Below are 19,873 nucleotides of genomic sequence, written 5' to 3' on the forward strand. Positions count from 1 at the left end.
AGCGGCCCCATTCAACTTCAAGCCTTGTTCAAGGCTTGGGCGGCCGCCAATACGGCATCCACATGCCCGGGCACTTTTACGCCACGCCATTCCTGGCGCAGCACCCCGTCCTTGTCGATCAGGAAAGTGCTGCGGTCAACGCCCATGTACTCCTTGCCATACAGCTTCTTCAGCTTGATCACGTCGAACAGCTGGCACAGGGCCTCGTCCCTGTCGCTGATCAGCTCGAACGGGAAGCCTTGCTTGGCCTTGAAGTTCTCGTGCGACTTGATGCCATCACGCGACACACCGAATACCACGGTATTGGCCGCGGCGAAGGCGTCGTGCTGGTCGCGGAAGCCCTGGCCCTCGGTGGTGCAGCCTGGGGTGCTGTCCTTGGGGTAGAAGTACACCACCACCTGCTGGCCCTTGAGTTCGGCAAGGCTGACGGTTTGCCCGCTGGTGGCCTGGGCCTGGAAGTCGGCGACAGGTTGGTCGAGTGCTACAGCCATGATCGGTTTCCTTACATTGGGTTCTGGGGACGCCATGGCTCGATCAGTGCGTCGAGGTTCAGGGCATCGGCAAAGTCCAGGAACTGGTCGCGTAGCCAGCTGATCTGCGTGCCGGCCGGCAGAATCACGGTGAACTGGGCGTTGAGCATGCTGCTACCGGTTTGCGGCGCCAGGTAGGTGTCGCAGGTCATGGCTTCCAGCTCGACGCGGTGGTCAAGGAAGAACTGGCACAGCTCGTTGATGATGTCCGGGCGGTAGGCAGCGCTGACGTAGGCTACATACGGAAGGGCCTGCGGGCGCACTTCCTGGTCCGCGCTGCGGACCACGTCGAGGGTCAGGCCGTGCTTCTTGCCCAAGCCTGGCAGGGTGGACTCGAGACGTGCCAGGGCGTCCCAGCTGCCGCCCACCTGCAGCACCAGGGCGCTGGTCTCGCCGTGGCGGCTCAGGCGCGAGGTGACCACCGCGCAGCGGTTTTCGAAGGCAGCGCGGCTGAGGACGTTGGCCAGCTCCATGGGGTTCGGGCCCAGGGCACTGATGACAAGGAATTGTTCGCGGACGGTGGGGGTGGACATGCAGCATTCCTAAAGCGATGAGCGGTCGGCACAGGACGGGCAAAAGCCTCCTGTCGGCAGGGCCCGGGGCTCGCATGCGAGGTCTTGGACGCTGGCGGGGAGCAAGGTCGACGGCCCGGCGGGCCGCGCTGCACCGATCAAAGGGCCAAGGGTAGCGAAATAAGCCGCCGAGGGGAATGCTCCACCCGCCTGCTTCGCTTGTGCAAGGTCGATGCCCCCAGTACCATTACCGCTCTCTTTTTCCGGCAGGAGCAGTTACATGATTGCGGGCAGTATGGTGGCATTGGTCACACCCATGGATGCACAAGGGCGTGTTGACTGGGGCAGCCTCGACAAACTTGTAGACTTCCACCTGGAAAACGGCACCCATGCGATCGTCGCTGTCGGCACCACCGGTGAGTCGGCCACGCTGGATGTCGAAGAACACATCCTGGTCATCAAGCACGTGGTCGAGCGCGTCAAACGCAGCGCCAAACCGATTCCGGTCATCGCCGGCACCGGTGCCAACTCCACCGCCGAAGCCGTGCACCTGACCCAGAACGCCAAGAATGCTGGCGCCGACGCCTGCCTGCTGGTTGTGCCGTACTACAACAAGCCAACGCAAGAAGGCCTGTACCAGCACTTCAAGCACATTGCCGAAGCCGTCGACATCCCGCAGATCCTCTACAACGTTCCCGGCCGTACCTCCTGCGACATGCAGGCCGAGACCGTGATCCGCCTGTCGACCGTGCCGAACATCATCGGCATCAAGGAAGCCACGGGCGACCTGGCCCGCGCCAAGGCCATTCTCGATGGCGTCAGCAAGGACTTCATCGTCATGTCCGGCGACGACCCGACTGCCGTCGAGCTGATCCTGATGGGCGGCAAGGGCAACATCTCCGTCACCGCCAACGTCGCTCCGCGCGAAATGGCGGACCTGTGCGAGGCCGCCCTTGAGGGCAATGCCGAGAAGGCCCGCGCAATCAACGAAAAACTCATGCCGCTGCACAAAGACCTGTTCTGCGAGTCCAACCCGATCCCGGTGAAATGGGCGCTCGTCGAAATGGGCCTGATGCAAAAAGGTATTCGCCTGCCACTGACCTGGCTGAGCGAAGGCTGCCACGAAAAAGTCCGTACTGCCTTGCGCCAGTCCGGCGTACTGGTTTAAGAGGAAGTACACCGCATGAAGCGACTGGCTGGTCTTTCCGCCCTTGCCCTGATTATCTCCACCACCAGTGGGTGTGGCTGGCTGTGGGGCGAGGATGGCTATTTCCGCGACCGCGGCAGTGACTACCTGCAGGCGCACCCGACCGCGCCGATGCAGCTGCCGCCGGACGCCAGCAACGTCAAACGCCTTGACCCGCTGCTGCCGATTCCGCGTAACGTCGCTGACGATACCGTCAAGGGTGAGTTTGAAGTGCCTCGCCCGCAACCATTGACGGGCGGTGCCGCCCAGGTCACCGACTACAGCCTGCAGCGCAGCGGCAGCAGCCGTTGGGTGCTGGCCCAGCATTCGCCAGCCGAAGTGTGGCCGGTAGCCCGGCAGTTCTTCGAGGATAACGGCTTCCGCATTGCTGAAGAGCGCCCGCAGACGGGTGAGTTCAACACCACCTGGCAGCGTTTCGACGAACTGTCGGCATCGCTTGGCCAGCGTCTGGCCAGCACTGCCAGCAGCGGCGACAGCGAGGTGCGTGTCCGTGTGCGCATGGAGCCTGGCGTGCAGCGCAACACCTCCGAAGTGTATGTGGTCAGCGTCGAGCGCCCGGCCGGCAGCACTGCCGAGCCTGCGTTCCCGTCCAGCTCCAGCAATACCGGCACCGATGCCCTGCTGGTCGACGAAATGCTTGCCAGCATGAACCGCAGCGCCGAGAAGGGCGGTTCGGTGTCGCTGCTGGCCGCGCGCGATTTCGACGCCCCAAGCCGCGTCAGCCTGAGCGAAGACGGCAGCGGCAACCCGGTGCTGTACCTGGGCTCCGACCTGGACCGCGCCTGGTCTGGCGTGGGCCGTGCGCTGGAGCAGGGTGGCGAATGGCGTGTTGAAGACATCAACCGCAGCCTGGGCCTGTACTACATCAACCTGTCCGAAAAGCCTGACGACAAGCAGAACCAGCCTGGCTTCTTCAGCCGCCTGTTCGGCAGCGAGCCGACCAAGGAAGAGCGTGAAGCCCGTGCCGAGCGTTACCAGGTTCGCCTGAGCAAGGTGGGTGAGAGCGTGCAGGTCACGGTCGAGAAAAACATCAACACCGTGGCTCCGGCCGATGTCGCCCGCCGTGTGCTGAGCGCCATTCAGGACCACCTGGGCTAAGTGCGCTTCGCGGTACTCGGAAGCGGCAGCCAAGGGAACGGCACGCTGATCGCCAGTGGTGACACGTTCATCCTGGTCGATTGCGGTTTTTCCCTGCGTGAAACCGAGCGGCGCCTGGCGCTGCTCGGGGTTTCTGCCGCTCAGCTCAGTGCAGTGCTGGTCACCCACGAACATGCCGACCACGTGCATGGGGTCGGCTTGCTGTCACGGCGCTACAATGTACCGGTCTACCTCAGCCAAGGGACTTTGCGCGGCATGCGCAAGCCGGTGGAGGTGGCCGGTTTTCTCGCGTGTGGCCAAAGCCTGCGTATCGGCAGCCTGGAAGTAACCGCAGCGCGGGTCGAGCACGACGCCTACGAGCCGTTGCAGTACGTGGTCAGCGACGGCAAGCGGCGCTTTGGCATGCTGACCGACCTGGGCTCTTACGACGCGCTGTTGCTGGAGCGTTACCAGGGCCTGGATGCACTGCTGATCGAGGCCAACCACTGTCGCGACCTGCTGGCACGTGGTCACTACCCGGCTTTTCTGAAGCAGCGGGTGGGTGGCATGCAAGGGCATTTGAACAACCACCAGGCTGCGCGCCTGGTGCACGAGTTGGGCTGGAACAACCTGCAACACCTGGTGCTGGCCCACCTCAGCAGCAAGAACAACCTGCCACACTTGGCCCGCCAGTGCTTTGTCGATACCCTCGGGTGTGACCCGGACTGGCTCCAGGTGGCGAATCAGGAACACGGGCTCGACTGGCGCGAAATCGCCTAGCCCAACACCTCAAGCAAGCGGAGCCCAATCATGGAAAAACGCGAAGAACTTTACCGCGGCAAGGCCAAATCGGTTTACAAGACCGATGACGCCGACCGCTTGATCCTGCTGTTCCGTAACGACACTTCGGCGTTCGACGGCAAGCGTATCGAACAACTCGACCGCAAAGGCATGGTGAACAACAAGTTCAACGCCTTCATCATGCAGAAACTGGAAGAAGCCGGCGTGCCGACCCAGTTCGACAAGCTGCTGGGCGACAACGAGTGCCTGGTGAAGAAGCTGGACATGATTCCGGTCGAGTGCGTGGTGCGTAACTACGCTGCCGGCAGCCTGGTCAAGCGCCTGGGCGTGGAGGAGGGCATCAAGCTGGAGCCGTCCACCTTCGAGCTGTTCCTGAAGAACGACGAGAAGGGCGACCCCTTCATCAACGAATCCCACGTTGTCGCGTTCGGCTGGGGCACCGCCGAGCAACTGGTGGAAATGAAGAAGCTGTCGTTGAAGGTCAACGAAGTGCTGAGCAAGCTGTTCGATGACGCCGGCCTGCTGCTGGTCGACTTCAAGCTGGAGTTCGGCGTATTCCACGGCCAGATCGTGCTGGGCGACGAGTTCAGCCCGGACGGCTGCCGCCTGTGGGACAAAGAAACCCGCAAGAAGATGGACAAGGACCGCTTCCGTCAGGGCCTGGGCGACGTGATCGAAGCCTACGAAGAAGTTGCCAGGCGCCTGGGCGTGCCGCTGTAAGCGGCACGTTCACGCAAGCGCCTGATACCACGCGGTTTTTTTGAAAAAAAGATTTGCGTTTTAAAAGAACGCTGGTATGATGCGCGGCATTGGAGAGATGCCGGAGTGGTCGAACGGGACGGATTCGAAATCCGTTGTACTGGCAACAGTACCTAGGGTTCAAATCCCTATCTCTCCGCCATATTAAAGGCCCCGAGCGCTGTATAGCACTCGGGGCTTTTTTCGTTTGGGGGAATTTTGGGGGAATGGGGGAGCGTGTAATTCCCCCAAGCGTTCGCTATCATTCCGCCATGGCCTACTACGAGAAGCGCGGGGACGCCTGGCGCGCCCAGATCCGCCGCAAAGGATATCCAACCCTTTCCGCCACCTTTGACACCAAGGCAGAAGCCCAGCGATGGGCCGCTGAGATCGAAGGCGATATGTCGCGTGCACGATTCGTCGACATGCGCGAGGCCGAGAGCACTACGCTCGCCGAGGCCTTGGAGCGCTACCTGTCAGAGGTCACTTCCACCAAGAAAGGTGCCAAGCAGGAACAGGTCCGCATCAAGAAGTGGAAAGAGCACAAGCTGGCCAGCAAGGGCCTGGCTGCCATCCGTTCGAGCGACATGGCCGCGTACCGCGATGCTGAGCTCAAAGAAGGCAAGTCGACGGCAACAGTCCGCCTCAACCTGGCGGTGATCAGCCACCTCTACACGGTGGCCACCAAGGAATGGGGAATCGAAGGGCTGACCAACCCGTGCCGAGCGATCCGTATGCCAAAAGGCAGCAAGGAGAGGGATCGCCGACCAACACCGGCGGAACTCACCGCGCTGTACAAGGCGGCCGGCCAGATGAATGCCCAGCTTCCGGTGTTCATTGAGTTGGCGGTGGAGACCGCGATGCGACGTTCTGAGCTGCTGCTGCTGCGCCGCGACCAGGTGCGCGGCAAAGTGGCTTATCTGGAAGACACCAAAAACGGCGAGCGGCGGGCTGTGCCGTTGTCCTCCCGGGCGATCGCCCTGCTGGAGGGGCTGCCCACCCCGATCGGTGGCGGCCGGTACTTCAGCCTGGCGCTCAACACGATCAGCAACTATTTTCCCAGGGCCTGCGAGGCCGCTGGTATTCAAGGCCTGCGCCTTCACGACCTGCGCCATGAGGCGACCAGTCGTTTCTTCGAGCGGGGCTTCACAATGATGGAGGTCGCTAGTATCACGGGCCACAAGACTCTCACGATGCTAAAACGCTACACTCATCTGAATCCCTATGATTTAGCAGATAAGCTAGCGTAAGATCGTCCACCCACACACATAAGGAGCGGGTCGTGTCAGCTGAGACAAAATTGAAATATCAAGTGGCGCTTTTCGGCGATTTTTCTCATGTGACTCCAGATGAAGAGACGCTCAAAAAGTGCATTGAGAACTTCTTTACGCTAGGGTTCATGCCAACTCCTATTCAGGAGTTCAATGGTCAAACTAGCAAAGTAGAGGCGCGGCTTGGATTTCAGTCTATACGTAATGGGATTGTAGTAAATATTCTTTCTAATCGGATGGATGTCTTTTGCAACCCGTTCCCTGGCAGCAATGCTGCAGGTTTGTCGCTTCGAGATTTTAGCGATGAAAGCAAAAAAATAATTGAAAAAATTATTTCAGTTTTTAGCCTGAATGTGCGGCGTGCAGGTTATGTGACGGAAACCTTTCTTAAGCCTTTAGATGACGCTAGCTTGGAAAAAGTTAAAGGGCTTATGCTAAATCCGGCCTTTAATCCTACTGGAAATTTGACGCCTAAAGAGTGGTCGGTTCGTTTGGTTTCTCCAGTGGGTATGGAGAATATTGCCTCGCCTGTAAATCTGATAACCAATTTCGCCCGAAGCGATGTTCAAATGGGTGATCAGAGCGGGCAGAAGGAGTTTACAACGATTCATGTGACCATGGATGTAAACATGCCAATGGAAAAAGCATCATTTACCATGGATGCGGCGCTTATTGCAGGTTTTATTGATAATAGCTTAGACCTTCAGAGTACAGTGCTGAACAATGTTCGGGAGATCGCTTATGGCTAACAGGCCTTCGGTCACCGACATATCTACTGCCATCGGAATTGGGGACCCTTTTTCGATAACCTCTCAGGCTAGCTTGTCTGCGTTTAATTTTAGCTTCACGCTTGCCAATTCGTCATTCTATGATCCTAATGTTACTCGGAACATCAGGATAATCGAGTCACCTCAAACCGGCTCTGCAAAACCACAGGTGCTGGACGAAGAGGCGCGGGCTAAATTTGAGAAGGGGTTTATGGAGCGACTCGATTCAGATCGATTCGAGCCTGGGGTAAAATCTTCTACAGAATATTATGTTGAGCAATGGCTTGCCACGAACCCATTTTTGGTGCAAACCTCTATCGGCAAGTTTTTTCTTGGAAACACTTCACATGTGAATCGTCTGGTAGGCGTGCTTTCTGTGGTCGCACATCTGGACAAGGAAGCTCTTAGTCCAGCTAACGAATTAATTGCATTAGCTGCCCTTTCGCATGGCTCTGTTGAAGTTAAGGAGTACGCTTTAAGGGCGTATGAGTACTGGGAAGATCCGGTTCTTGTTGCGAAGCTTAAGGACTTTTCGATCCAGCCGGCTTGGCTGGAGGAGTACAAAAATGAAATTATTGAAGATGTAATTGGGGGATAAGGATGTCGTATTTCGTGCGTAAGATCTCACGCTCAAAGTGGGAGGTTGATGGAAATGGAGCTGTTAACGCAGATGCTATCACCAATTGCATGAAGACGAATGGTAATACCTTATCGTTCTGGCGAGTAGATTCGGAAACCGAAATTAGTAGTGCGATTCTTGCGCTTGCCGCTGCTAACGACAATCTTGACAAAATGGATGTGGTGGTGATTCCCGAGGCTGTCTTTCAGGGGTTGGCAATAACAATCGCCGCGACACCAGGTAATACGGCCTGTGAAAAATTTGCACATACCCACAGGGATCTTGCCAATCTCACCATTAAAGAACTTGCATTGGTTGCAGATGTTTTGGCTGATAAAATCAGGTCGGGGGGCACCACCCGTTATACTCTCGGCAAGCTTAGGGCTCTTCTATTGGGTGCGATTGAAGAAAAGCAACTTGACTTCAACCTTCTAAGTGATGGCATAAAAAAGAAACTTCGACCGCAGCCGCCTAGCGAGCCATGCCCAACCTGTGGAGCTCTCAAGCAGTAAAAACGTTGTTGGGAGCGTAATTACGCCGCGCGTAGCGAACGAGGCTGTTTCCTTTTTCTGCCAGGTTTCGACTTCTGGTGCTCCCCATCCCGAAATTCGCGCAAGAACTTGCGAACGTCTTCTTTCAGCCAGCAGTGCCGGTTGCCCATCTTGAAGCTCTTGGGCAGCCACGGCACGCCGCGGCGAATCCCTTCCCTGATTGACGCCTCGGTGCGGCCCAGCAGCTTGGCTAGGCCCTCAACCGTCAGTACTTCGGTTTCTTCGCTCATTCCTTCCTCCCGTCCTGATGCGTCAGGTTCTCGTTTTCGCTCTGATCTCTCACGTCTGCATTCCTCAGCTCAACAATCACGGACTCGATGCCGGCCGCGTAGCTACCCGGCCGGCCTACCGTTGCGCCGTTCAACCGCTCTACCACAACTGAGACCGGCGATCCCCGCAGCGAGGCGACTAGGTCAACGGCCCAGCGCCTCGCCTCTAAGTACATGAGCCTGTTGATTGGCCCGGAAGCGATCGCAACTACGCCTGATGTCTTGATGCCCTCGGCGACGGCATTCTTAGTCGGTACCTTTGCGGCCGATCTCGATACGAGCGAGTTGACGCGGCCGCGACCCCGCTTGAGCCCCATCGATTCGATGATCTCCATTGCTGCCTGGCTGACATCGCGATTGCTCATGAGTGCCTCCGGAAGTGGTCGGCCAGAACCCGCCGCCCATCCAGGCCGCAGGCAGCGGACAGGTCAAGGACCTGCCCAAAGGTTGTTTCGCGCTGCTGCAGGGCATCCCACAGCAGTAAGAGCAGGCAGGCCTGGCTCATGGCTCCTGCTCCCGAGGCTTTTCCGCCTGCTGCGCCTGGTCACGATCAAGCAGCCTGTCGATCCGGGCGAGGAGCATGTCGCGATACCCGACGTTGACCAGGTCGTCGTTGATGTAGGCGATCGCCTCACGCAGCAGTGTGTCGGCTTCCTGCAACTGGGTCTCACGCTCTTCCAGCTTGACCTGCAGGTCTCCCTCGCTGGCGCCGGCGATTACTGCCAGCCCTCGGCCAGCTGAGACCAGATCGCCCAGCTTGGTGAAAGGCAAGATGTTCGATAGTGGCGCGGCCTCGCAGGCCCTCAGCACTAGCGTGATGCGTTCAGGCTGCTTCATGGCCGCTCTCCGATTTGAGTGCGGCTTTTTCCTCGGCTTCATCCTGCAGGAGCTGGCGCCACTCAGCCTCGGTGCGATTGCCATAGAGCGTTTCAGACTTGGGCGGCGCGTCACTCGATGCTGGCGCCTGTGGCTTGGGCAGACCTGCTGCTTTGCGCTCGGCAATTTCCTTGCGGTCTACGGCTACACCTTGCGGAGCTTCGATGCCAAGGCGAACTTGGCTCCCTTTGACGCCCAGCACAACTACGGTGATGTCGTCGGCGATCTTGATGGCTTCGCCTACGCGACGGGTGAGGATCAACATGGTCAAACTCCTTGTAGGGGAGGGCGGCGATTGCCGCCCCCCTTCAATTCACTGCGTTGTGCGCAGCTCGTTGCGTGGTACCCAGCCGCCAGTGGTTTTCACCATGCAGCCGACGTAGGGCGCGAACTTGGTGTGCCGCTCGGTCTGGTAGCCGTACCATTGGCACGACCCCCAGTTCACGACGGCGGCGATTGCGAGCGCGCACAGGGCAAGCCCTACAACCGCGCCCAGGCCTATGTGCTTGCGCTTCAAGCCTCGATACCGAAGTCTTTGGGGCGCAAGCCCAGCTGCACACCAACCTCGGCCAGGACCTTGAGTTCTTCGGGACTGATGCTTCCGTCGCCCTCGGCAACTGTGATCATGTTCACGAACACCTCCTCCGCATCGAGAGGATTGTTCTTGATGTCCGCGATCTCGCGCATGATGTTCATGCGCCCCAGGCGGAATCCGGCCTGCAGTTGCTCGGTGAAGAGGTTCACGGTGGCGGTGATCTCTTGACCGAAATGCTCCAGGTTCTTGTTCGCCCGGATCTGAATGTCGATCTGAGCCGCTTCGTTCTTGCTGATCTCGCCGTCAGCCGCCGCCACCAGCAGGCAGCCACCGACGATGGCTTGCATCAGGTCACGGTTTTCCAGCTTCTTGACTGCGCGCTTGGCGCCGAACAGTTTCTTTCCAATACCGAACATGGGTCTTTCCTCTTGGGTTGGTGGAGCTTTCATCAGGCAAGCCGGTGGCCTGCCGCGTTTGTTGGCTTTCGCAAAAGTCAGGGTTGGATCAGGTCAGGCGGGTAGCGTCACGCCACCGCCAAGGCGCACTCAGCGCGCCGGGTTGTTATGCGGGTTTCAATTTTTCGTTCGCCTTGACGGCGCACGCGGGTGAATTCGTCAGTACTGGATACGGAATGTCCAACCAACACCGCGCAGATAGTCATCACCATCGGAGATATCAGGCCCCTTCGCATTGCTTCTGCCACGAGTTGTGCGCGCTTGATCACACCGAGCTTGGTGCTGGCTGCAAGCAAGCGCTTGTCGATGGTGTCCTTGGCTACACCTAGCTCACGAGCGGCTTCTTTGCTGGTCAGTCCGCATGCCACAGCCATTACGCACTGGAGCTCACGCTCCGCCAGTCCCAGCCCAAGGCTGCCAGTCCAGTTACCGAAAGTCAGTGCGTTCATGTGCTTCGCTCCGTGCGAGTAAGTTGATGGGGCAAATAATGGTTTCCCTATATTCTACTGTCAACAGGTATACCTTTATTTTTTCGCAGCACTTCCCTCCGATAGTACCGGTTGAGTACCCTTTTGCTGTATGGATATACAGTAATCAGGAGAAGGTTGTGGCCAAGCAAAAAAAACAAGTGGCAGAGCAGCGCACGGAGATGACAGGCATGGAACGCTTGGTCTTGAGGGTTTCTTCGATGATCAACCATCCAATAGCTCAGACCCAGAGGTGGGTGACAATTCACCAGCTTGATACTGATAGCGATCAGAATTGGGAGGAGGTCATGAGCATGATTGCTGAAACCCCAGGAATAGAAATGACCTTCAGCGATGATGGAAGCGTGACGCTTCAGTGGGAGGCCGATGAAGAGCAGACCTCCACCTTGGCGATGGAGGGGGCAGAAGCCGAAGAGGAGGTCGCCGCCCCGTTTTAAGGGCGGAAATTGCGCGCTGCGCCATTGCTCGGCGCGCTACAGAAGGTTGCCATTCCAGACGTATAGGACTTTTGCCTGGATGTAGGTTTCCTCTTTACGGATCATCCGATCCTTGTGTTTAGGGTTGTCGGAGATCATCTCGTAATGCTCATCGTCCGCGACCTGGAGGCGCTTGATGTACTCATGCCCACCCCAAGAGATGAAATACACTCCATCGCCGATGAAGTCGCGAACAGTCACGTCGACAATCAATGGATCGCGATCCTTGATGGTTGGAGCCATTGATTGACCCCAGCCAGTGACGAGCTTCAGGTGATGTGGCTCTTTGAAGTCAAGCCCCAGTTCCCGTAGGTGGCTCAAGCTGACGCGAACGTCTCTAAGCATCTCCGGGTAGTCGTGCGTTACTTGGCCTCCACCCATTGCTCCTCGCACGTCATAGTGTGCAATTCGGATCATATCGCCAGCGGAGCCACGAGTAGCGCCCACCTTTGCAGAGCCGTCGTCAGGGTGTGAATCGGTCTCTTCGGCAGCTTGGAGTAGACGATTGCGCGCCTCTTCCGACAGGCCCGAGCCCGTTTTTTCCAGCATCTGCCTGACCATGTCAGCAGCCGAGAGCTTCTGTATCTCCTCACCGACGAGAGCGTAGCCAGGCTCGGTTGGGGCGGGGATGCTACCCACTCCCTCCGCCAACCATAGCGCATCAACCCCGCAGATCTGGGCGATCTTCACCAGGTGGCTACTGGATCGGGAGAGCCCTCTCTCGATTTCCGAGATCGAGGCTTGCGCGATGCCAGCCCTTTCGGCCAGCTCGGTCTGGGTAATCCCTTTCAGGCGTCGGGCGTGTTTGAGTCGATCTTTGAGTTCCATAACGCACCAATCTAATGGTTAGCCTTTTTCCTTGCAAAAAGGTATGCCTCTAAAATACAGTAAAGGCATACCTCTATTCGGCGTTAAGCCCATGAATGAAATCTTCAATGACTTGGTCAAGTTTTTTGGCGGCCAGGTGGCAACAGCGAAAGCGCTCGGCGTGACGCAAGGCACAGTCAGCGGCTGGGTGCGCGGCGTCCATGGCTGTTCTGCTGATATGGCTTTGATCATTCAGGCCAAAACTCATGGGCGTTTCGCCGCTTCAAGCATTCGTCCCTCGCTGGCGGAATCGCTCCCGACCTTGGATCAAAAGGTACCAGCCAAAAGCCATCAAGCGCAGACCAACGAATCTGCTGTTAATTCATCCAGTGCCGTGCAGGCCTCCCAATGAATGCCCCCATGCCATATCGATACCTCAGGGAAAGCTGTCATGGGCAAGAAATTCATAGCGCGGAAAGGCAGGGCAAAATTGATTTCAAGCCAGATCAGTCGCCAGGCCTTGATTCCGACTTTTTCTGTGAGAGCTTGGAGGGCAGGGGGAAATTTCAATGACTAGCACAGACACCGGAAAGCCGCCTTAACCGAGCGGCCCCACCAGTTTCTGCATTTGGCTTAGCCCAGAAAGCAGAAAACCCGGCTTCGCAGGCCGGGCTTCTTAACCAGTCCCCTGGCAGGGACTTTTTGAATCTTCGTTCTGTAGGAGGACGAGATGCACCCGAAAAATACCACCGAGGCACCGCCAACGCAAGCGGGCTTGCTCGTGACCATGGCGACAAAATTCAACCAGAACGGCGATGAGTTCTTCTTCTCGACGGTGCCTGGGATCAGCTGCTCTGAGGCGTTCAACTTTGCAAGTGCCAATCTGAGCGCAGCAGAAGACCTGCTCGGCCAGCTCGTCCAGGTCAATGCAAGCTGTAACTTGGCTTTTGCGATCCGCGCATTGGTTGGCCAAGCGAGAGCGCTGATCGACTCCGGGGTTGGATCTGTCGAGCAGGCCGAAGACTTCGCGCCACAAAACCTTGTATCTCCGGTTCGTGGCGCGGGGGTGTCGGAATGAGCCATCCCATGACCAAGTTTTCTTCCCCCGCCAAGCGCGTAGAGGAGGGGCTTGAGCTGCTGGCGATCCTCGCCGAGGTGCTTGAGCACAACGGCGGCTTCAAGGACAGCGACCCAGGCGAACACCCAGCAATGATCGGCGAACGCGGCGAGGACGGCATCATCCGTTCCATGCGAGTAATCGCCTGGGCGGCTCACCGTGAGTTTTGTCGGATGGCTACGGACTTGGAGATCCCCCAATGAACCAGATTGTCCCGGTGTGGCAGCCAGATGGCTTGCATGGTGAGATCGTCCACGACGTGACCCTCACCGCAGCGGATATCGCGCGTTTCAACGAAGCGCGCGAATCATTCAAGTTGATCAAAGCCTTGTACTGGGCGCATGTCGTGCCCTCGCTCGGCGGATTCGACAATCCTGTAGCCGGCGAACTTGAGCGCCTGTTCGAGCGCGTCGTTTTCGACACGCGAAACTTTATGTGGCCTCACCGAAACGCGGCTGCCTTCCATGATGCAAAGGATGTGGGAGGTGCTGCATGAGCAGCGTTATCAATTTCCCCGCAGCCCCCGCAGCTGATGTGATCGACGAAGCCTTCTTCGAGAAGTTCGCCGATGCTGCCCTGCTGATGACGTGCTTCGAGACCGTCGCCAACGCCATCGAGGTGGTGGAGGAGGGCGCCAAGATCCATGAGCGCGACGAAACGCACGTCAGCCTCATTGAGGCATGCATGGCGCTGGCGGTGCTCTTCCGTAGGCGAACTGGCTATGCCGTGCAGACTGTTTCTGCTGATCACCTGGAGAAGCAGCGCCAGGCGCTGTTGGCGGGAGAGGTGATCAGTTCGCTACCAATCCCTATCCGCCCGCCTGAGCTCAAGCCGTTGGCCGCGTCTGCTTTTGCCGGCCTGGCGGACCTGGAGCTGGCGCAGGCTGGATTCAACTACATCAGGCGTGTCGGTGAGCTCATCAACGGAAATTGCCCTCAGCTGGTTGAGCTGGACCTGGCGAGAGCCCACTCGGTTGACGCCTTGAACGCATACAGCCAACTGATTTCCCGGCTTGCTGGCAGTGCTGCGCAGGATGTGAGTGCTTCTCTTCCGACCATCACCGGTCCCTCATCGGAGACCCTCCAATGACCACGACCCCAAACCATGCCCAGGTGCTCCCGCAGCGCGCTGGCGCGTCGATCATCACCGGCCCTTGGCCAAGCTACGCCGCGTTCCGGGACCTACCAGAGCGCGAGCGTTGGGTGCTGTACGGAAGCGCGAAGGCTTATCGCGAGGCGCTGGAGCTTCAGGGGTTCCAGATGGCCGAGAGCTACGACCAGTTTGTCCGGCGGGTGACCGCTGAGTTGGAGATTTGAACCGATGAGCGTTCAAGCAATGACCTGGGCCCTAGAACAGCAGGAGGTTGGCGAACCGCATGCCCGGCACGTCCTGCTGTGCCTGGCCAACTATGCCGATCAGGATGGGCGCGCCGCGTTCCCTTCGGTGGCTCGTCTTGCAGTCGATACCGGCCTGAGCCCTCGCACTGTCCAGTATCGGCTTCGAGACCTGGAGCAGAAGGGAGCGATCCGCCGGGGCAACCAAGCTATTCCCGCTGCCTACATCACCCAGCGCGATCGCATTCCGGTGTGCTACGACATCGCCATGGAGCGGGGTGCACAGCATGCACCCGGTGCACGCCAGGACAGACCGGGGTGCACGCCAGAACATAACGGGGTGCACGCCACGACAGAACGGGGTGCACAGCATGCACCCGAACCATCAATTAACCACCAATTAACCACCCATAACCGTAAAGAAGGCTCAGGCGCCTCTGGGGATGGCAAAGGGACGCGGAAGGCAAAGGAATCCTTTGACCCTCTGATGGCCAAGCCGGAGAACTGCTCTGATCGCGCTTGGGCCGATTTCTGCGAGATGCGCAAGGCAAAGCGTGCACCGCTGACCAAGCGCGCTTGTGACCTGATTGCCAAGAAGCTGGAAGGGCACCAGAACGCAGATGCGGTCCTCGACAAGTCCACCGTCAGCTGCTGGACCGATGTTTACCCAGAGGCGACGGCAAACGCTGGCGCACGGCCAGGCCGGCCTGGCGCATTCAACAACCTCCCTCAGCACACCGATGACATGTACCAGGAGAGCCACGATGGCCGCCCAAATTTCTGATCTGTTCCACCGCGCCCCGGCCAAACGAATCTTCTCGGGCGAGTGCCCGGTGCATGGCCGCGTCGATATGAGCGAAGTCGAGCAGCTGGACGGCTCGATGCTGGCGCGTGGCTGCAAGCGCTGCGCCTGGGAGGCCCTGCACACCACGCCCCGCGATTCAGCAGAGCGCGCCCTGGCCACCGCCCAACGCAAGGCTGAGGATTCCATGGCCGCGCTTATTGGAGCCGGAATCACCCCGCGCTTTGCTGCCGCGACCTTCGACAGCTACCGAGCTGAAACTGATCCCCAGCTTAAGGCTCTGGCCAAGTGCCGTGCCTACGCAGAACATTTCCCGGCCAACTTCCGGGTCGGGCGGTCGCTGCTGTTAACCGGCAATGTCGGTTGCGGAAAGACCCACTTGGCCAGTGCGATTGTCCGTACTGTGGTGGCCGATCAATGCCGTGCGCTGATCATTCCGGCCGGTGACATTGTGAGCATTGCCCGCGCGTCGATGGCGCCCGGATCGGGTTACACCGATCGTGACGTGGCAGTCCATCTTGGCAGCTTGGATCTGCTGGTGATTGATGAGATCGGTGCGCAGAAGGGCAGCGAGTACGAACTGGGCCTGCTGCACAGCATCATCGACCGCCGGTATCAGGCCGTGCTGCCGACTGTGGTGATCAGCAACTTGAGCGCTGACGGCCTCAAGTCCTACATCGGCGATCGTGCCCTTGACCGCCTGCGCCAGAACGGCGGCCAGCAAGTCGGGTTCACTTGGGAATCGAAGAGGGCTGCGGCATGAGGGCTCTCTACAGCGACGAGGCTGAACACGGGGTGCTCGGCGCGGTGATTCACGCTTCGCTGCAGCAGAATGTGGGCCTGGTCGAGGACATGCTCGGCCAGATGACCTCAGCCGACTTCTATCACGCCGACAATGCGGCTCTGTTCGAGGCCATGCTGGAGTGCCGCGAGCAAGCCATGCCCATCGATCCGGTGACCTTGGGCGCGGTGCAGCGCCTGCTCCCAGGTGGCGACAACGTCATGGCCTATGCCGCTGAGTTGGCCAGCAAGGTGCCTTCGCTGGCCAACTGGAAGGCCTACGCCAAGCACGTCAAGGAGTGGGGTGTGATCCGGCGCATTCTTGACGTGGCCGGTGGCGCGCAGGAAATGGTGCAGGCCGGCGCACCTACCGGCGAAGTGATTGCTGCAGCTCAGCAGGCCATGGCAGACCTGCGCAACCTTGATGGGGAGGCAAAGGGTTACAAGCGGCTGGACCAATGGATGGGAGATGCCGCTGACCTGGTGGATGAAAAGCACCGAGGGGTGGCGCCGAAGTGGCCCTCCACGGGGCTCGAAAAGCTGGATGAGCTGGTCCAAGGCCTCCGCCCGAAGAAGGTGACCGTGATCGCCGGCCTACCGGGCAGTGGCAAGACCACCCTGGCCCTGCAGATCGCACAGCACAACGCGGTAAAGGAGCGGAAGCCGTGGCTGGTGTTCTCCATCGAAATGCCCGGCGAAGAACTGGGGCTGCGTGCTATCGCCTCGCTGGGAGGGGTAGCCCTGCAAAAGCTGGATAATCCGGCCCAGATGCGCGAAGACGACTGGGCCAGGATGAGCGGTGCCGTAGGATTGGCCCTGGAAGCCCCGCTCTTCGTCTGTGACGACCCTGTGCAGACGCCGTCCACCATTCGCGCGACGGCTCGGCAGTGCCAGCGCGAGCACGGACTGGCCGGCATCGTGGTCGACTACCTGACCCTGGTGCGCAGCGAGCGTGGTGGCCGATCTCGTACCGAGGAGGTGGGTAAGATCAGCAAGGCCCTACTGCAGCTGGCCAAGGAAATGGGCATCCCGGTCATTGAACTGGCCCAGCTGAACCGCGACTCGACCAAGCGCCCCGGCAAGAAGCCCCAATCCAGCGACCTGCGCGACTCCGGTGAGATCGAGGCCGACGCTAGCTGCATCCTGATGGTGCACCGGGACATGGATACGGAGGAGGGCCAGAACGGCCTCACCGAGATCCTGATGACCAAGTGTCGCCATGCGCGGGTTGGCAGCTGCATCGTTCAGCAGGAAGGGCAGTATGGCCGGTTTGCCACCTACGCCGGATCGCTGCCCAGTGATGATGAGGTCGAGGCTGGGCGTGGCAGCTACGCCCAGCGCTACAAGGGGGCTGGCCTGTGACTGAGCCAATCAAGATGGCGCCCTGTCCCTTCTGCGAAGGGCCGCCCTGCATCACCGCCAAAGATGAAGCCGGTACCGAAATCTCCGAGGGTCACACCTTCGACCCCTCTGACGAGTTCCCGATGGTTTCGGCGCACGTCTGGTGCCACGACTGCGGCGCGCAGGGGCCGAACATCGACACGCTGACCCTGGGCGCGTTCGAGCACCTGTATGACCTGCAGGTGGTGGATGTGATGCGGATCGCTGTCGAGAGCTGGAACAACCGCCACGCGAAAGCCCGCGCCTGCTACGACGCTGGCGATCAGAAAGGCCTGAACCTGTGGCCGAGGAGGGACGCATGAGCGACACCAAGACCCTCACCGTCACCCTCAGTGACGCGGAGATACGCCGGCACGCTGCCGGCCAGGTCTTCCAGCTGCGCGATACCCGTCACCGGGAGCTGCGGTTCCGGTTCTCGACGGTTGACCGCTCCCGTGGCGCCTGGCACGTCGTGGTGCGCGGGCGCTGGGGCAAGGCGGGTGATTACCCGGGGATCAACACCAAGACCATGCTGGCCACGCTGCCAGCGATCCTGGCCCGCCGTGCCGCCGATGCCAACGCCAAGTCCACCACCACCAGCTGGGCCACGGTGGGCGACGTGCTGTCATGGTACCGCGACCGGATGAACCGTGATCGAGGCCTGTCCGCCAAGCGCAAGGCCAGTGCCAAGTCGGTGCTGGATCGCCACCTGGTGCCGCGCCTGGGTGACCTGCTGCTGGCCGAGACCAACAAGCAGGCGATCGACCAGCGCCTGATGTGGCCGCTACAGGAGCGCTATGCCCTGTCATTCGTGCGTTCGGTATATGGCGTGCTTTCGGTCGCGTTCCGCCAGGCCCTGCGTCTGGACATGCTGCCCGCCAACCCGATGGCCTCGCTGAAGTTCACCGACTTCGTGCGGACCCGGATCAGGCCGCGACCGGCGCGACTGCGTGGGGATGATGTGCCGGGCCTGCTGATGGTGGTGGCCGAGCGCTTCGAGGTGGAGCCAGCAGGCTGCATGCTGGCCCTGATGATGCTGTGCCACGGTTCGCGGCTGGGCGAGACCCGGCTGGCGCGCTGGCGCAACGTCAACCTTGAAGCGGGGCGCTGGTTCATTCCGGCGGGTGACACGAAGACGAAGGCCGAGCACACGCTGCCGCTAACCACCCAGGCCTGCGCCCTGCTGCGCCGGTACCAGCGCCTGCAGGCCGCCCAGGGTTACACCGGCCTGCTGCTGTTTCCGGGCAGTCACGGAGCTCCGCTGAGCCCGAGCAAGGCCAACACCTTGTTCACCGACCTGGCCAAGGGCGAGTGGTCGAGCCACGACCTGCGCAAGGTGGCGCGCACGGCATGGACCGACCTTGGCGTGGATTACATGGTCGGCGAACTGCTGCTGAACCACGCCATGAAGGACCTCGACGCCACCTACATCCACACCACGGCCGAAGGGCTGAAACGTCAGGCGCTGGAGGCCTGGCACAAGCACCTCGACGGGCAGGGATTCGCCGCCATTCACACCGAGACATTGCCGGGACAGAAAACCGGGCCTGTAGCCGTTGACGCCACTGCCGGCGCGGGTTGCAGCACCTCACAGCATCCATCCCAAGGGAGGATGCGCAATCAAGATTCAGAGCCAGGAGGTGGCCATGAATAACGTCGCAGCGGCTCTGCCGCGCAAGAGCTTGACCCCAGTCGAGCGGGAGTTCCTGAAGAAGGGCAATCGTATGCTGCTCGATCAAACCAATGGCCGGATCGCCGCGGCTGCCCTGATGGACATCGTGGCCGACTGGCATGGCTCCCGGGCCGCTCAGGGCTTCGAGCAATTCGCCAAGGCCTGGATCATCCAGGGCGGCGCCAAGAACAAACACGCCTACAAGCTCCTGTGCGAGCTGTTCGGCCTGGATACCGACCCAACGCCCCGGAGGGCTGCATGAAGAAACGAACCTACGTGGACAAAGCGCTGGGCGATACCGAGTACATGCTTGAGCAGTGGGGGTTCTGGCGTATGTGCGAGATGGGAGTTCCCCGGTACGTTTCACCGCTCTACGCCCTCATGCGGGACAACGTCCCATCCGTGGGCGGCGCACGACAGCATGTGATCACAGACGATCTGGCCTTGGTGGTGGACCGCGCCGTGGCCAGGCTGGTGAAGCGTAACCAGCAGATGGGTGATTTCGTGTGGGCCTACTACGGCTACAAGCACCCGGCAATGAGGGTCGGCCGGGAGGCGGGCATGTCTGAGCGCAAGGCCCGGGAGATCATCAAAGCCGGAGTGGCATGGATCGATTGCGCCCTCGAAGAAATTCGAGAGGCAGCGTAAAAAGTTCTATGCGGGCGGATAAACACCTGTTTTCATAGCAGCGTGTCCAGCTTGCAACAACGCGACACAGACAAACCCCGGCCATTGTGTCGGGGTTTTTCGTTTATGCGGATGACGCGCCCAGGCAGCTGGGCTAAGTCGGTAGAGGCGTGGATCAAAGC

Annotated in this window: 32 protein-coding genes, 1 tRNA gene and 1 pseudogene; 23 read left to right on the forward strand and 11 right to left on the reverse strand. The window is 59.7% G+C overall.

The window, feature by feature from the left end; genetic code table 11:
* Positions 1-17: 17 nt before the first annotated feature.
* Both KW568_RS06900 and KW568_RS06905 read right to left on the reverse strand, forming a co-directional pair.
* Entirely contained in the window at positions 18-491 is a 474-nt protein-coding gene (locus KW568_RS06900) for a peroxiredoxin (protein WP_004575736.1), read from the reverse strand.
* An 11-nt stretch (positions 492-502) separates the two neighbouring features.
* Positions 503-1,063 (reverse strand): glycine cleavage system protein R, encoded by a 561-nt coding sequence (locus tag KW568_RS06905; protein WP_003254741.1) that lies wholly within the window; start codon positions 1,061-1,063, stop codon positions 503-505.
* A gap of 259 nt (positions 1,064-1,322) precedes the next feature.
* On the opposite strand from KW568_RS06905, the gene dapA reads away from it, so the two are divergent.
* The 9 genes from dapA (at position 1,323) to KW568_RS06950 (ending at position 8,034) form a co-directional block, all read left to right on the forward strand.
* Positions 1,323-2,210, forward strand: coding sequence for a 4-hydroxy-tetrahydrodipicolinate synthase (dapA, locus tag KW568_RS06910; protein ID WP_003254739.1), 888 nt, complete (start codon positions 1,323-1,325; stop codon positions 2,208-2,210).
* Between the two features lie 15 nt (positions 2,211-2,225).
* Complete coding sequence (bamC, locus tag KW568_RS06915; protein ID WP_003254738.1) at positions 2,226-3,347, forward strand: outer membrane protein assembly factor BamC; 1,122 nt, start codon at positions 2,226-2,228, stop codon at positions 3,345-3,347.
* Complete coding sequence (locus KW568_RS06920; RefSeq protein WP_003254735.1) at positions 3,348-4,106, forward strand: MBL fold metallo-hydrolase; 759 nt, start codon at positions 3,348-3,350, stop codon at positions 4,104-4,106. It begins immediately after the preceding gene.
* 30 nt (positions 4,107-4,136) lie between these two features.
* The gene (gene purC / locus KW568_RS06925) at positions 4,137-4,847 is read left to right on the forward strand and encodes a phosphoribosylaminoimidazolesuccinocarboxamide synthase (protein ID WP_004575735.1); all 711 of its coding nucleotides are present in this window, start codon (positions 4,137-4,139) and stop codon (positions 4,845-4,847) included.
* Positions 4,848-4,938: 91 nt separating this feature from the next.
* Positions 4,939-5,028: transfer RNA gene (locus tag KW568_RS06930), tRNA-Ser, on the forward strand.
* A gap of 109 nt (positions 5,029-5,137) precedes the next feature.
* Positions 5,138-6,115 carry a site-specific integrase gene (locus KW568_RS06935; protein WP_259537940.1) on the forward strand — a complete coding sequence of 326 codons (978 nt, stop codon included), beginning with the start codon at positions 5,138-5,140 and terminating at the stop codon, positions 6,113-6,115.
* Positions 6,116-6,147: 32 nt separating this feature from the next.
* A complete protein-coding gene (locus tag KW568_RS06940) occupies positions 6,148-6,885 on the forward strand; it encodes a hypothetical protein (protein WP_259537942.1) in 738 nt (245 codons plus the stop codon).
* A complete protein-coding gene (locus tag KW568_RS06945) occupies positions 6,878-7,501 on the forward strand; it encodes a hypothetical protein (RefSeq protein WP_259537945.1) in 624 nt (207 codons plus the stop codon). Before KW568_RS06940 ends, KW568_RS06945 begins: the two co-directional genes overlap by 8 nt.
* A gap of 14 nt (positions 7,502-7,515) precedes the next feature.
* Entirely contained in the window at positions 7,516-8,034 is a 519-nt protein-coding gene (locus KW568_RS06950) for a hypothetical protein (protein ID WP_259537947.1), read from the forward strand.
* Positions 8,035-8,054: 20 nt separating this feature from the next.
* On the opposite strand, the gene KW568_RS06955 is transcribed toward KW568_RS06950, so the two are convergent.
* The 8 genes and pseudogenes from KW568_RS06955 to KW568_RS06990 all read right to left on the reverse strand — a co-directional run bounded on the left by KW568_RS06955 (position 8,055) and on the right by KW568_RS06990 (position 10,657).
* Positions 8,055-8,303, reverse strand: a complete 249-nt coding sequence (locus KW568_RS06955) for an AlpA family transcriptional regulator (protein ID WP_259537948.1) — start codon at positions 8,301-8,303, stop codon at positions 8,055-8,057.
* Positions 8,300-8,707, reverse strand: a complete 408-nt coding sequence (locus tag KW568_RS06960; RefSeq protein WP_259537950.1) for a hypothetical protein — start codon at positions 8,705-8,707, stop codon at positions 8,300-8,302. The genes KW568_RS06955 and KW568_RS06960 overlap by 4 nt, the downstream gene beginning before the upstream one ends.
* The gene (locus KW568_RS06965) at positions 8,704-8,847 is read right to left on the reverse strand and encodes a hypothetical protein (protein WP_173585837.1); all 144 of its coding nucleotides are present in this window, start codon (positions 8,845-8,847) and stop codon (positions 8,704-8,706) included. Before KW568_RS06965 ends, KW568_RS06960 begins: the two co-directional genes overlap by 4 nt.
* Positions 8,844-9,179: a hypothetical protein gene (locus KW568_RS06970; protein ID WP_019438266.1), complete on the reverse strand. Its 336-nt coding sequence runs from the start codon at positions 9,177-9,179 to the stop codon at positions 8,844-8,846. The genes KW568_RS06965 and KW568_RS06970 overlap by 4 nt, the downstream gene beginning before the upstream one ends.
* A gap of 127 nt (positions 9,180-9,306) precedes the next feature.
* Positions 9,307-9,483, reverse strand: a pseudogene (gene csrA / locus KW568_RS06975) (carbon storage regulator CsrA); the annotation flags it as partial.
* A 48-nt stretch (positions 9,484-9,531) separates the two neighbouring features.
* Positions 9,532-9,735 (reverse strand): hypothetical protein, encoded by a 204-nt coding sequence (locus KW568_RS06980; RefSeq protein ID WP_009681855.1) that lies wholly within the window; start codon positions 9,733-9,735, stop codon positions 9,532-9,534.
* The gene (locus KW568_RS06985) at positions 9,732-10,169 is read right to left on the reverse strand and encodes a tellurite resistance TerB family protein (protein WP_019438269.1); all 438 of its coding nucleotides are present in this window, start codon (positions 10,167-10,169) and stop codon (positions 9,732-9,734) included. Before KW568_RS06985 ends, KW568_RS06980 begins: the two co-directional genes overlap by 4 nt.
* A 107-nt stretch (positions 10,170-10,276) precedes the next feature.
* Positions 10,277-10,657 carry a LuxR C-terminal-related transcriptional regulator gene (locus KW568_RS06990; RefSeq protein ID WP_019438270.1) on the reverse strand — a complete coding sequence of 127 codons (381 nt, stop codon included), beginning with the start codon at positions 10,655-10,657 and terminating at the stop codon, positions 10,277-10,279.
* A gap of 158 nt (positions 10,658-10,815) precedes the next feature.
* Between KW568_RS06990 and KW568_RS06995 the strand changes: the two genes are divergently transcribed.
* Entirely contained in the window at positions 10,816-11,133 is a 318-nt protein-coding gene (locus KW568_RS06995; RefSeq protein ID WP_019438271.1) for a DUF1654 domain-containing protein, read from the forward strand.
* Positions 11,134-11,169: 36 nt separating this feature from the next.
* On the opposite strand, the gene KW568_RS07000 is transcribed toward KW568_RS06995, so the two are convergent.
* Positions 11,170-12,000 carry an XRE family transcriptional regulator gene (locus KW568_RS07000; RefSeq protein ID WP_019438272.1) on the reverse strand — a complete coding sequence of 277 codons (831 nt, stop codon included), beginning with the start codon at positions 11,998-12,000 and terminating at the stop codon, positions 11,170-11,172.
* 91 nt (positions 12,001-12,091) lie between these two features.
* Here KW568_RS07000 and KW568_RS07005 point away from each other — a divergent pair, with 91 nt between their 5' ends.
* From KW568_RS07005 to KW568_RS07065, 13 genes are all read left to right on the forward strand, one after another.
* Entirely contained in the window at positions 12,092-12,391 is a 300-nt protein-coding gene (locus tag KW568_RS07005; protein ID WP_019438273.1) for a Cro/CI family transcriptional regulator, read from the forward strand.
* 318 nt (positions 12,392-12,709) lie between these two features.
* Positions 12,710-13,057 carry a hypothetical protein gene (locus KW568_RS07010; protein ID WP_019438274.1) on the forward strand — a complete coding sequence of 116 codons (348 nt, stop codon included), beginning with the start codon at positions 12,710-12,712 and terminating at the stop codon, positions 13,055-13,057.
* An 8-nt stretch (positions 13,058-13,065) separates the two neighbouring features.
* Positions 13,066-13,299 carry a hypothetical protein gene (locus tag KW568_RS07015; protein ID WP_019438275.1) on the forward strand — a complete coding sequence of 78 codons (234 nt, stop codon included), beginning with the start codon at positions 13,066-13,068 and terminating at the stop codon, positions 13,297-13,299.
* A complete protein-coding gene (locus tag KW568_RS07020; protein WP_019438276.1) occupies positions 13,296-13,592 on the forward strand; it encodes a hypothetical protein in 297 nt (98 codons plus the stop codon). Before KW568_RS07015 ends, KW568_RS07020 begins: the two co-directional genes overlap by 4 nt.
* Positions 13,589-14,185 (forward strand): hypothetical protein, encoded by a 597-nt coding sequence (locus tag KW568_RS07025; RefSeq protein WP_019438277.1) that lies wholly within the window; start codon positions 13,589-13,591, stop codon positions 14,183-14,185. The genes KW568_RS07020 and KW568_RS07025 overlap by 4 nt, the downstream gene beginning before the upstream one ends.
* Positions 14,182-14,412, forward strand: a complete 231-nt coding sequence (locus KW568_RS07030; RefSeq protein WP_103469968.1) for a hypothetical protein — start codon at positions 14,182-14,184, stop codon at positions 14,410-14,412. The genes KW568_RS07025 and KW568_RS07030 overlap by 4 nt, the downstream gene beginning before the upstream one ends.
* A gap of 4 nt (positions 14,413-14,416) precedes the next feature.
* Positions 14,417-15,214 carry a helix-turn-helix domain-containing protein gene (locus tag KW568_RS07035; protein WP_026031924.1) on the forward strand — a complete coding sequence of 266 codons (798 nt, stop codon included), beginning with the start codon at positions 14,417-14,419 and terminating at the stop codon, positions 15,212-15,214.
* On the forward strand, positions 15,195-15,995 hold the full coding sequence (locus KW568_RS07040) for an ATP-binding protein (protein WP_259537957.1): 801 nt from the start codon (positions 15,195-15,197) through the stop codon (positions 15,993-15,995). Before KW568_RS07035 ends, KW568_RS07040 begins: the two co-directional genes overlap by 20 nt.
* Entirely contained in the window at positions 15,992-17,374 is a 1,383-nt protein-coding gene (locus KW568_RS07045) for a DnaB-like helicase C-terminal domain-containing protein (protein ID WP_259537958.1), read from the forward strand. The genes KW568_RS07040 and KW568_RS07045 overlap by 4 nt, the downstream gene beginning before the upstream one ends.
* Positions 17,371-17,715 carry a Lar family restriction alleviation protein gene (locus KW568_RS07050; RefSeq protein WP_259537960.1) on the forward strand — a complete coding sequence of 115 codons (345 nt, stop codon included), beginning with the start codon at positions 17,371-17,373 and terminating at the stop codon, positions 17,713-17,715. The genes KW568_RS07045 and KW568_RS07050 overlap by 4 nt, the downstream gene beginning before the upstream one ends.
* The gene (locus KW568_RS07055) at positions 17,712-19,046 is read left to right on the forward strand and encodes a site-specific integrase (protein WP_259537962.1); all 1,335 of its coding nucleotides are present in this window, start codon (positions 17,712-17,714) and stop codon (positions 19,044-19,046) included. Before KW568_RS07050 ends, KW568_RS07055 begins: the two co-directional genes overlap by 4 nt.
* Positions 19,039-19,326 (forward strand): hypothetical protein, encoded by a 288-nt coding sequence (locus tag KW568_RS07060; RefSeq protein WP_019438285.1) that lies wholly within the window; start codon positions 19,039-19,041, stop codon positions 19,324-19,326. Before KW568_RS07055 ends, KW568_RS07060 begins: the two co-directional genes overlap by 8 nt.
* On the forward strand, positions 19,323-19,712 hold the full coding sequence (locus tag KW568_RS07065; protein ID WP_019438286.1) for an antiterminator Q family protein: 390 nt from the start codon (positions 19,323-19,325) through the stop codon (positions 19,710-19,712). Before KW568_RS07060 ends, KW568_RS07065 begins: the two co-directional genes overlap by 4 nt.
* The last annotated feature ends 161 nt before the right edge of the window (positions 19,713-19,873 follow it).

It is taken from the genome of Pseudomonas sp. HD6515, assembly GCF_024971855.1.
GTDB classification, from domain to species: Bacteria; Pseudomonadota; Gammaproteobacteria; order Pseudomonadales; family Pseudomonadaceae; genus Aquipseudomonas; species Aquipseudomonas alloputida.

Coding starts and splice junctions, on each gene's coding strand:
- KW568_RS06900 (WP_004575736.1), bottom strand. CDS start 491: ATGGCTGTAGCACTCGACCAACCTGTCGCCGACTTCCAGGCCCAGGCC.
- KW568_RS06905 (WP_003254741.1), bottom strand. CDS start 1,063: ATGTCCACCCCCACCGTCCGCGAACAATTCCTTGTCATCAGTGCCCTG.
- dapA (WP_003254739.1), top strand. CDS start 1,323: ATGATTGCGGGCAGTATGGTGGCATTGGTCACACCCATGGATGCACAA.
- bamC (WP_003254738.1), top strand. CDS start 2,226: ATGAAGCGACTGGCTGGTCTTTCCGCCCTTGCCCTGATTATCTCCACC.
- purC (WP_004575735.1), top strand. CDS start 4,137: ATGGAAAAACGCGAAGAACTTTACCGCGGCAAGGCCAAATCGGTTTAC.
- KW568_RS06935 (WP_259537940.1), top strand. CDS start 5,138: ATGGCCTACTACGAGAAGCGCGGGGACGCCTGGCGCGCCCAGATCCGC.
- KW568_RS06945 (WP_259537945.1), top strand. CDS start 6,878: ATGGCTAACAGGCCTTCGGTCACCGACATATCTACTGCCATCGGAATT.
- KW568_RS06955 (WP_259537948.1), bottom strand. CDS start 8,303: ATGAGCGAAGAAACCGAAGTACTGACGGTTGAGGGCCTAGCCAAGCTG.
- KW568_RS06960 (WP_259537950.1), bottom strand. CDS start 8,707: ATGAGCAATCGCGATGTCAGCCAGGCAGCAATGGAGATCATCGAATCG.
- KW568_RS06965 (WP_173585837.1), bottom strand. CDS start 8,847: ATGAGCCAGGCCTGCCTGCTCTTACTGCTGTGGGATGCCCTGCAGCAG.
- KW568_RS06970 (WP_019438266.1), bottom strand. CDS start 9,179: ATGAAGCAGCCTGAACGCATCACGCTAGTGCTGAGGGCCTGCGAGGCC.
- KW568_RS06985 (WP_019438269.1), bottom strand. CDS start 10,169: ATGTTCGGTATTGGAAAGAAACTGTTCGGCGCCAAGCGCGCAGTCAAG.
- KW568_RS06990 (WP_019438270.1), bottom strand. CDS start 10,657: ATGAACGCACTGACTTTCGGTAACTGGACTGGCAGCCTTGGGCTGGGA.
- KW568_RS07000 (WP_019438272.1), bottom strand. CDS start 12,000: ATGGAACTCAAAGATCGACTCAAACACGCCCGACGCCTGAAAGGGATT.
- KW568_RS07005 (WP_019438273.1), top strand. CDS start 12,092: ATGAATGAAATCTTCAATGACTTGGTCAAGTTTTTTGGCGGCCAGGTG.
- KW568_RS07010 (WP_019438274.1), top strand. CDS start 12,710: ATGCACCCGAAAAATACCACCGAGGCACCGCCAACGCAAGCGGGCTTG.
- KW568_RS07015 (WP_019438275.1), top strand. CDS start 13,066: ATGACCAAGTTTTCTTCCCCCGCCAAGCGCGTAGAGGAGGGGCTTGAG.
- KW568_RS07020 (WP_019438276.1), top strand. CDS start 13,296: ATGAACCAGATTGTCCCGGTGTGGCAGCCAGATGGCTTGCATGGTGAG.
- KW568_RS07025 (WP_019438277.1), top strand. CDS start 13,589: ATGAGCAGCGTTATCAATTTCCCCGCAGCCCCCGCAGCTGATGTGATC.
- KW568_RS07030 (WP_103469968.1), top strand. CDS start 14,182: ATGACCACGACCCCAAACCATGCCCAGGTGCTCCCGCAGCGCGCTGGC.
- KW568_RS07035 (WP_026031924.1), top strand. CDS start 14,417: ATGAGCGTTCAAGCAATGACCTGGGCCCTAGAACAGCAGGAGGTTGGC.
- KW568_RS07040 (WP_259537957.1), top strand. CDS start 15,195: ATGGCCGCCCAAATTTCTGATCTGTTCCACCGCGCCCCGGCCAAACGA.
- KW568_RS07045 (WP_259537958.1), top strand. CDS start 15,992: ATGAGGGCTCTCTACAGCGACGAGGCTGAACACGGGGTGCTCGGCGCG.
- KW568_RS07055 (WP_259537962.1), top strand. CDS start 17,712: ATGAGCGACACCAAGACCCTCACCGTCACCCTCAGTGACGCGGAGATA.
- KW568_RS07060 (WP_019438285.1), top strand. CDS start 19,039: ATGAATAACGTCGCAGCGGCTCTGCCGCGCAAGAGCTTGACCCCAGTC.
- KW568_RS07065 (WP_019438286.1), top strand. CDS start 19,323: ATGAAGAAACGAACCTACGTGGACAAAGCGCTGGGCGATACCGAGTAC.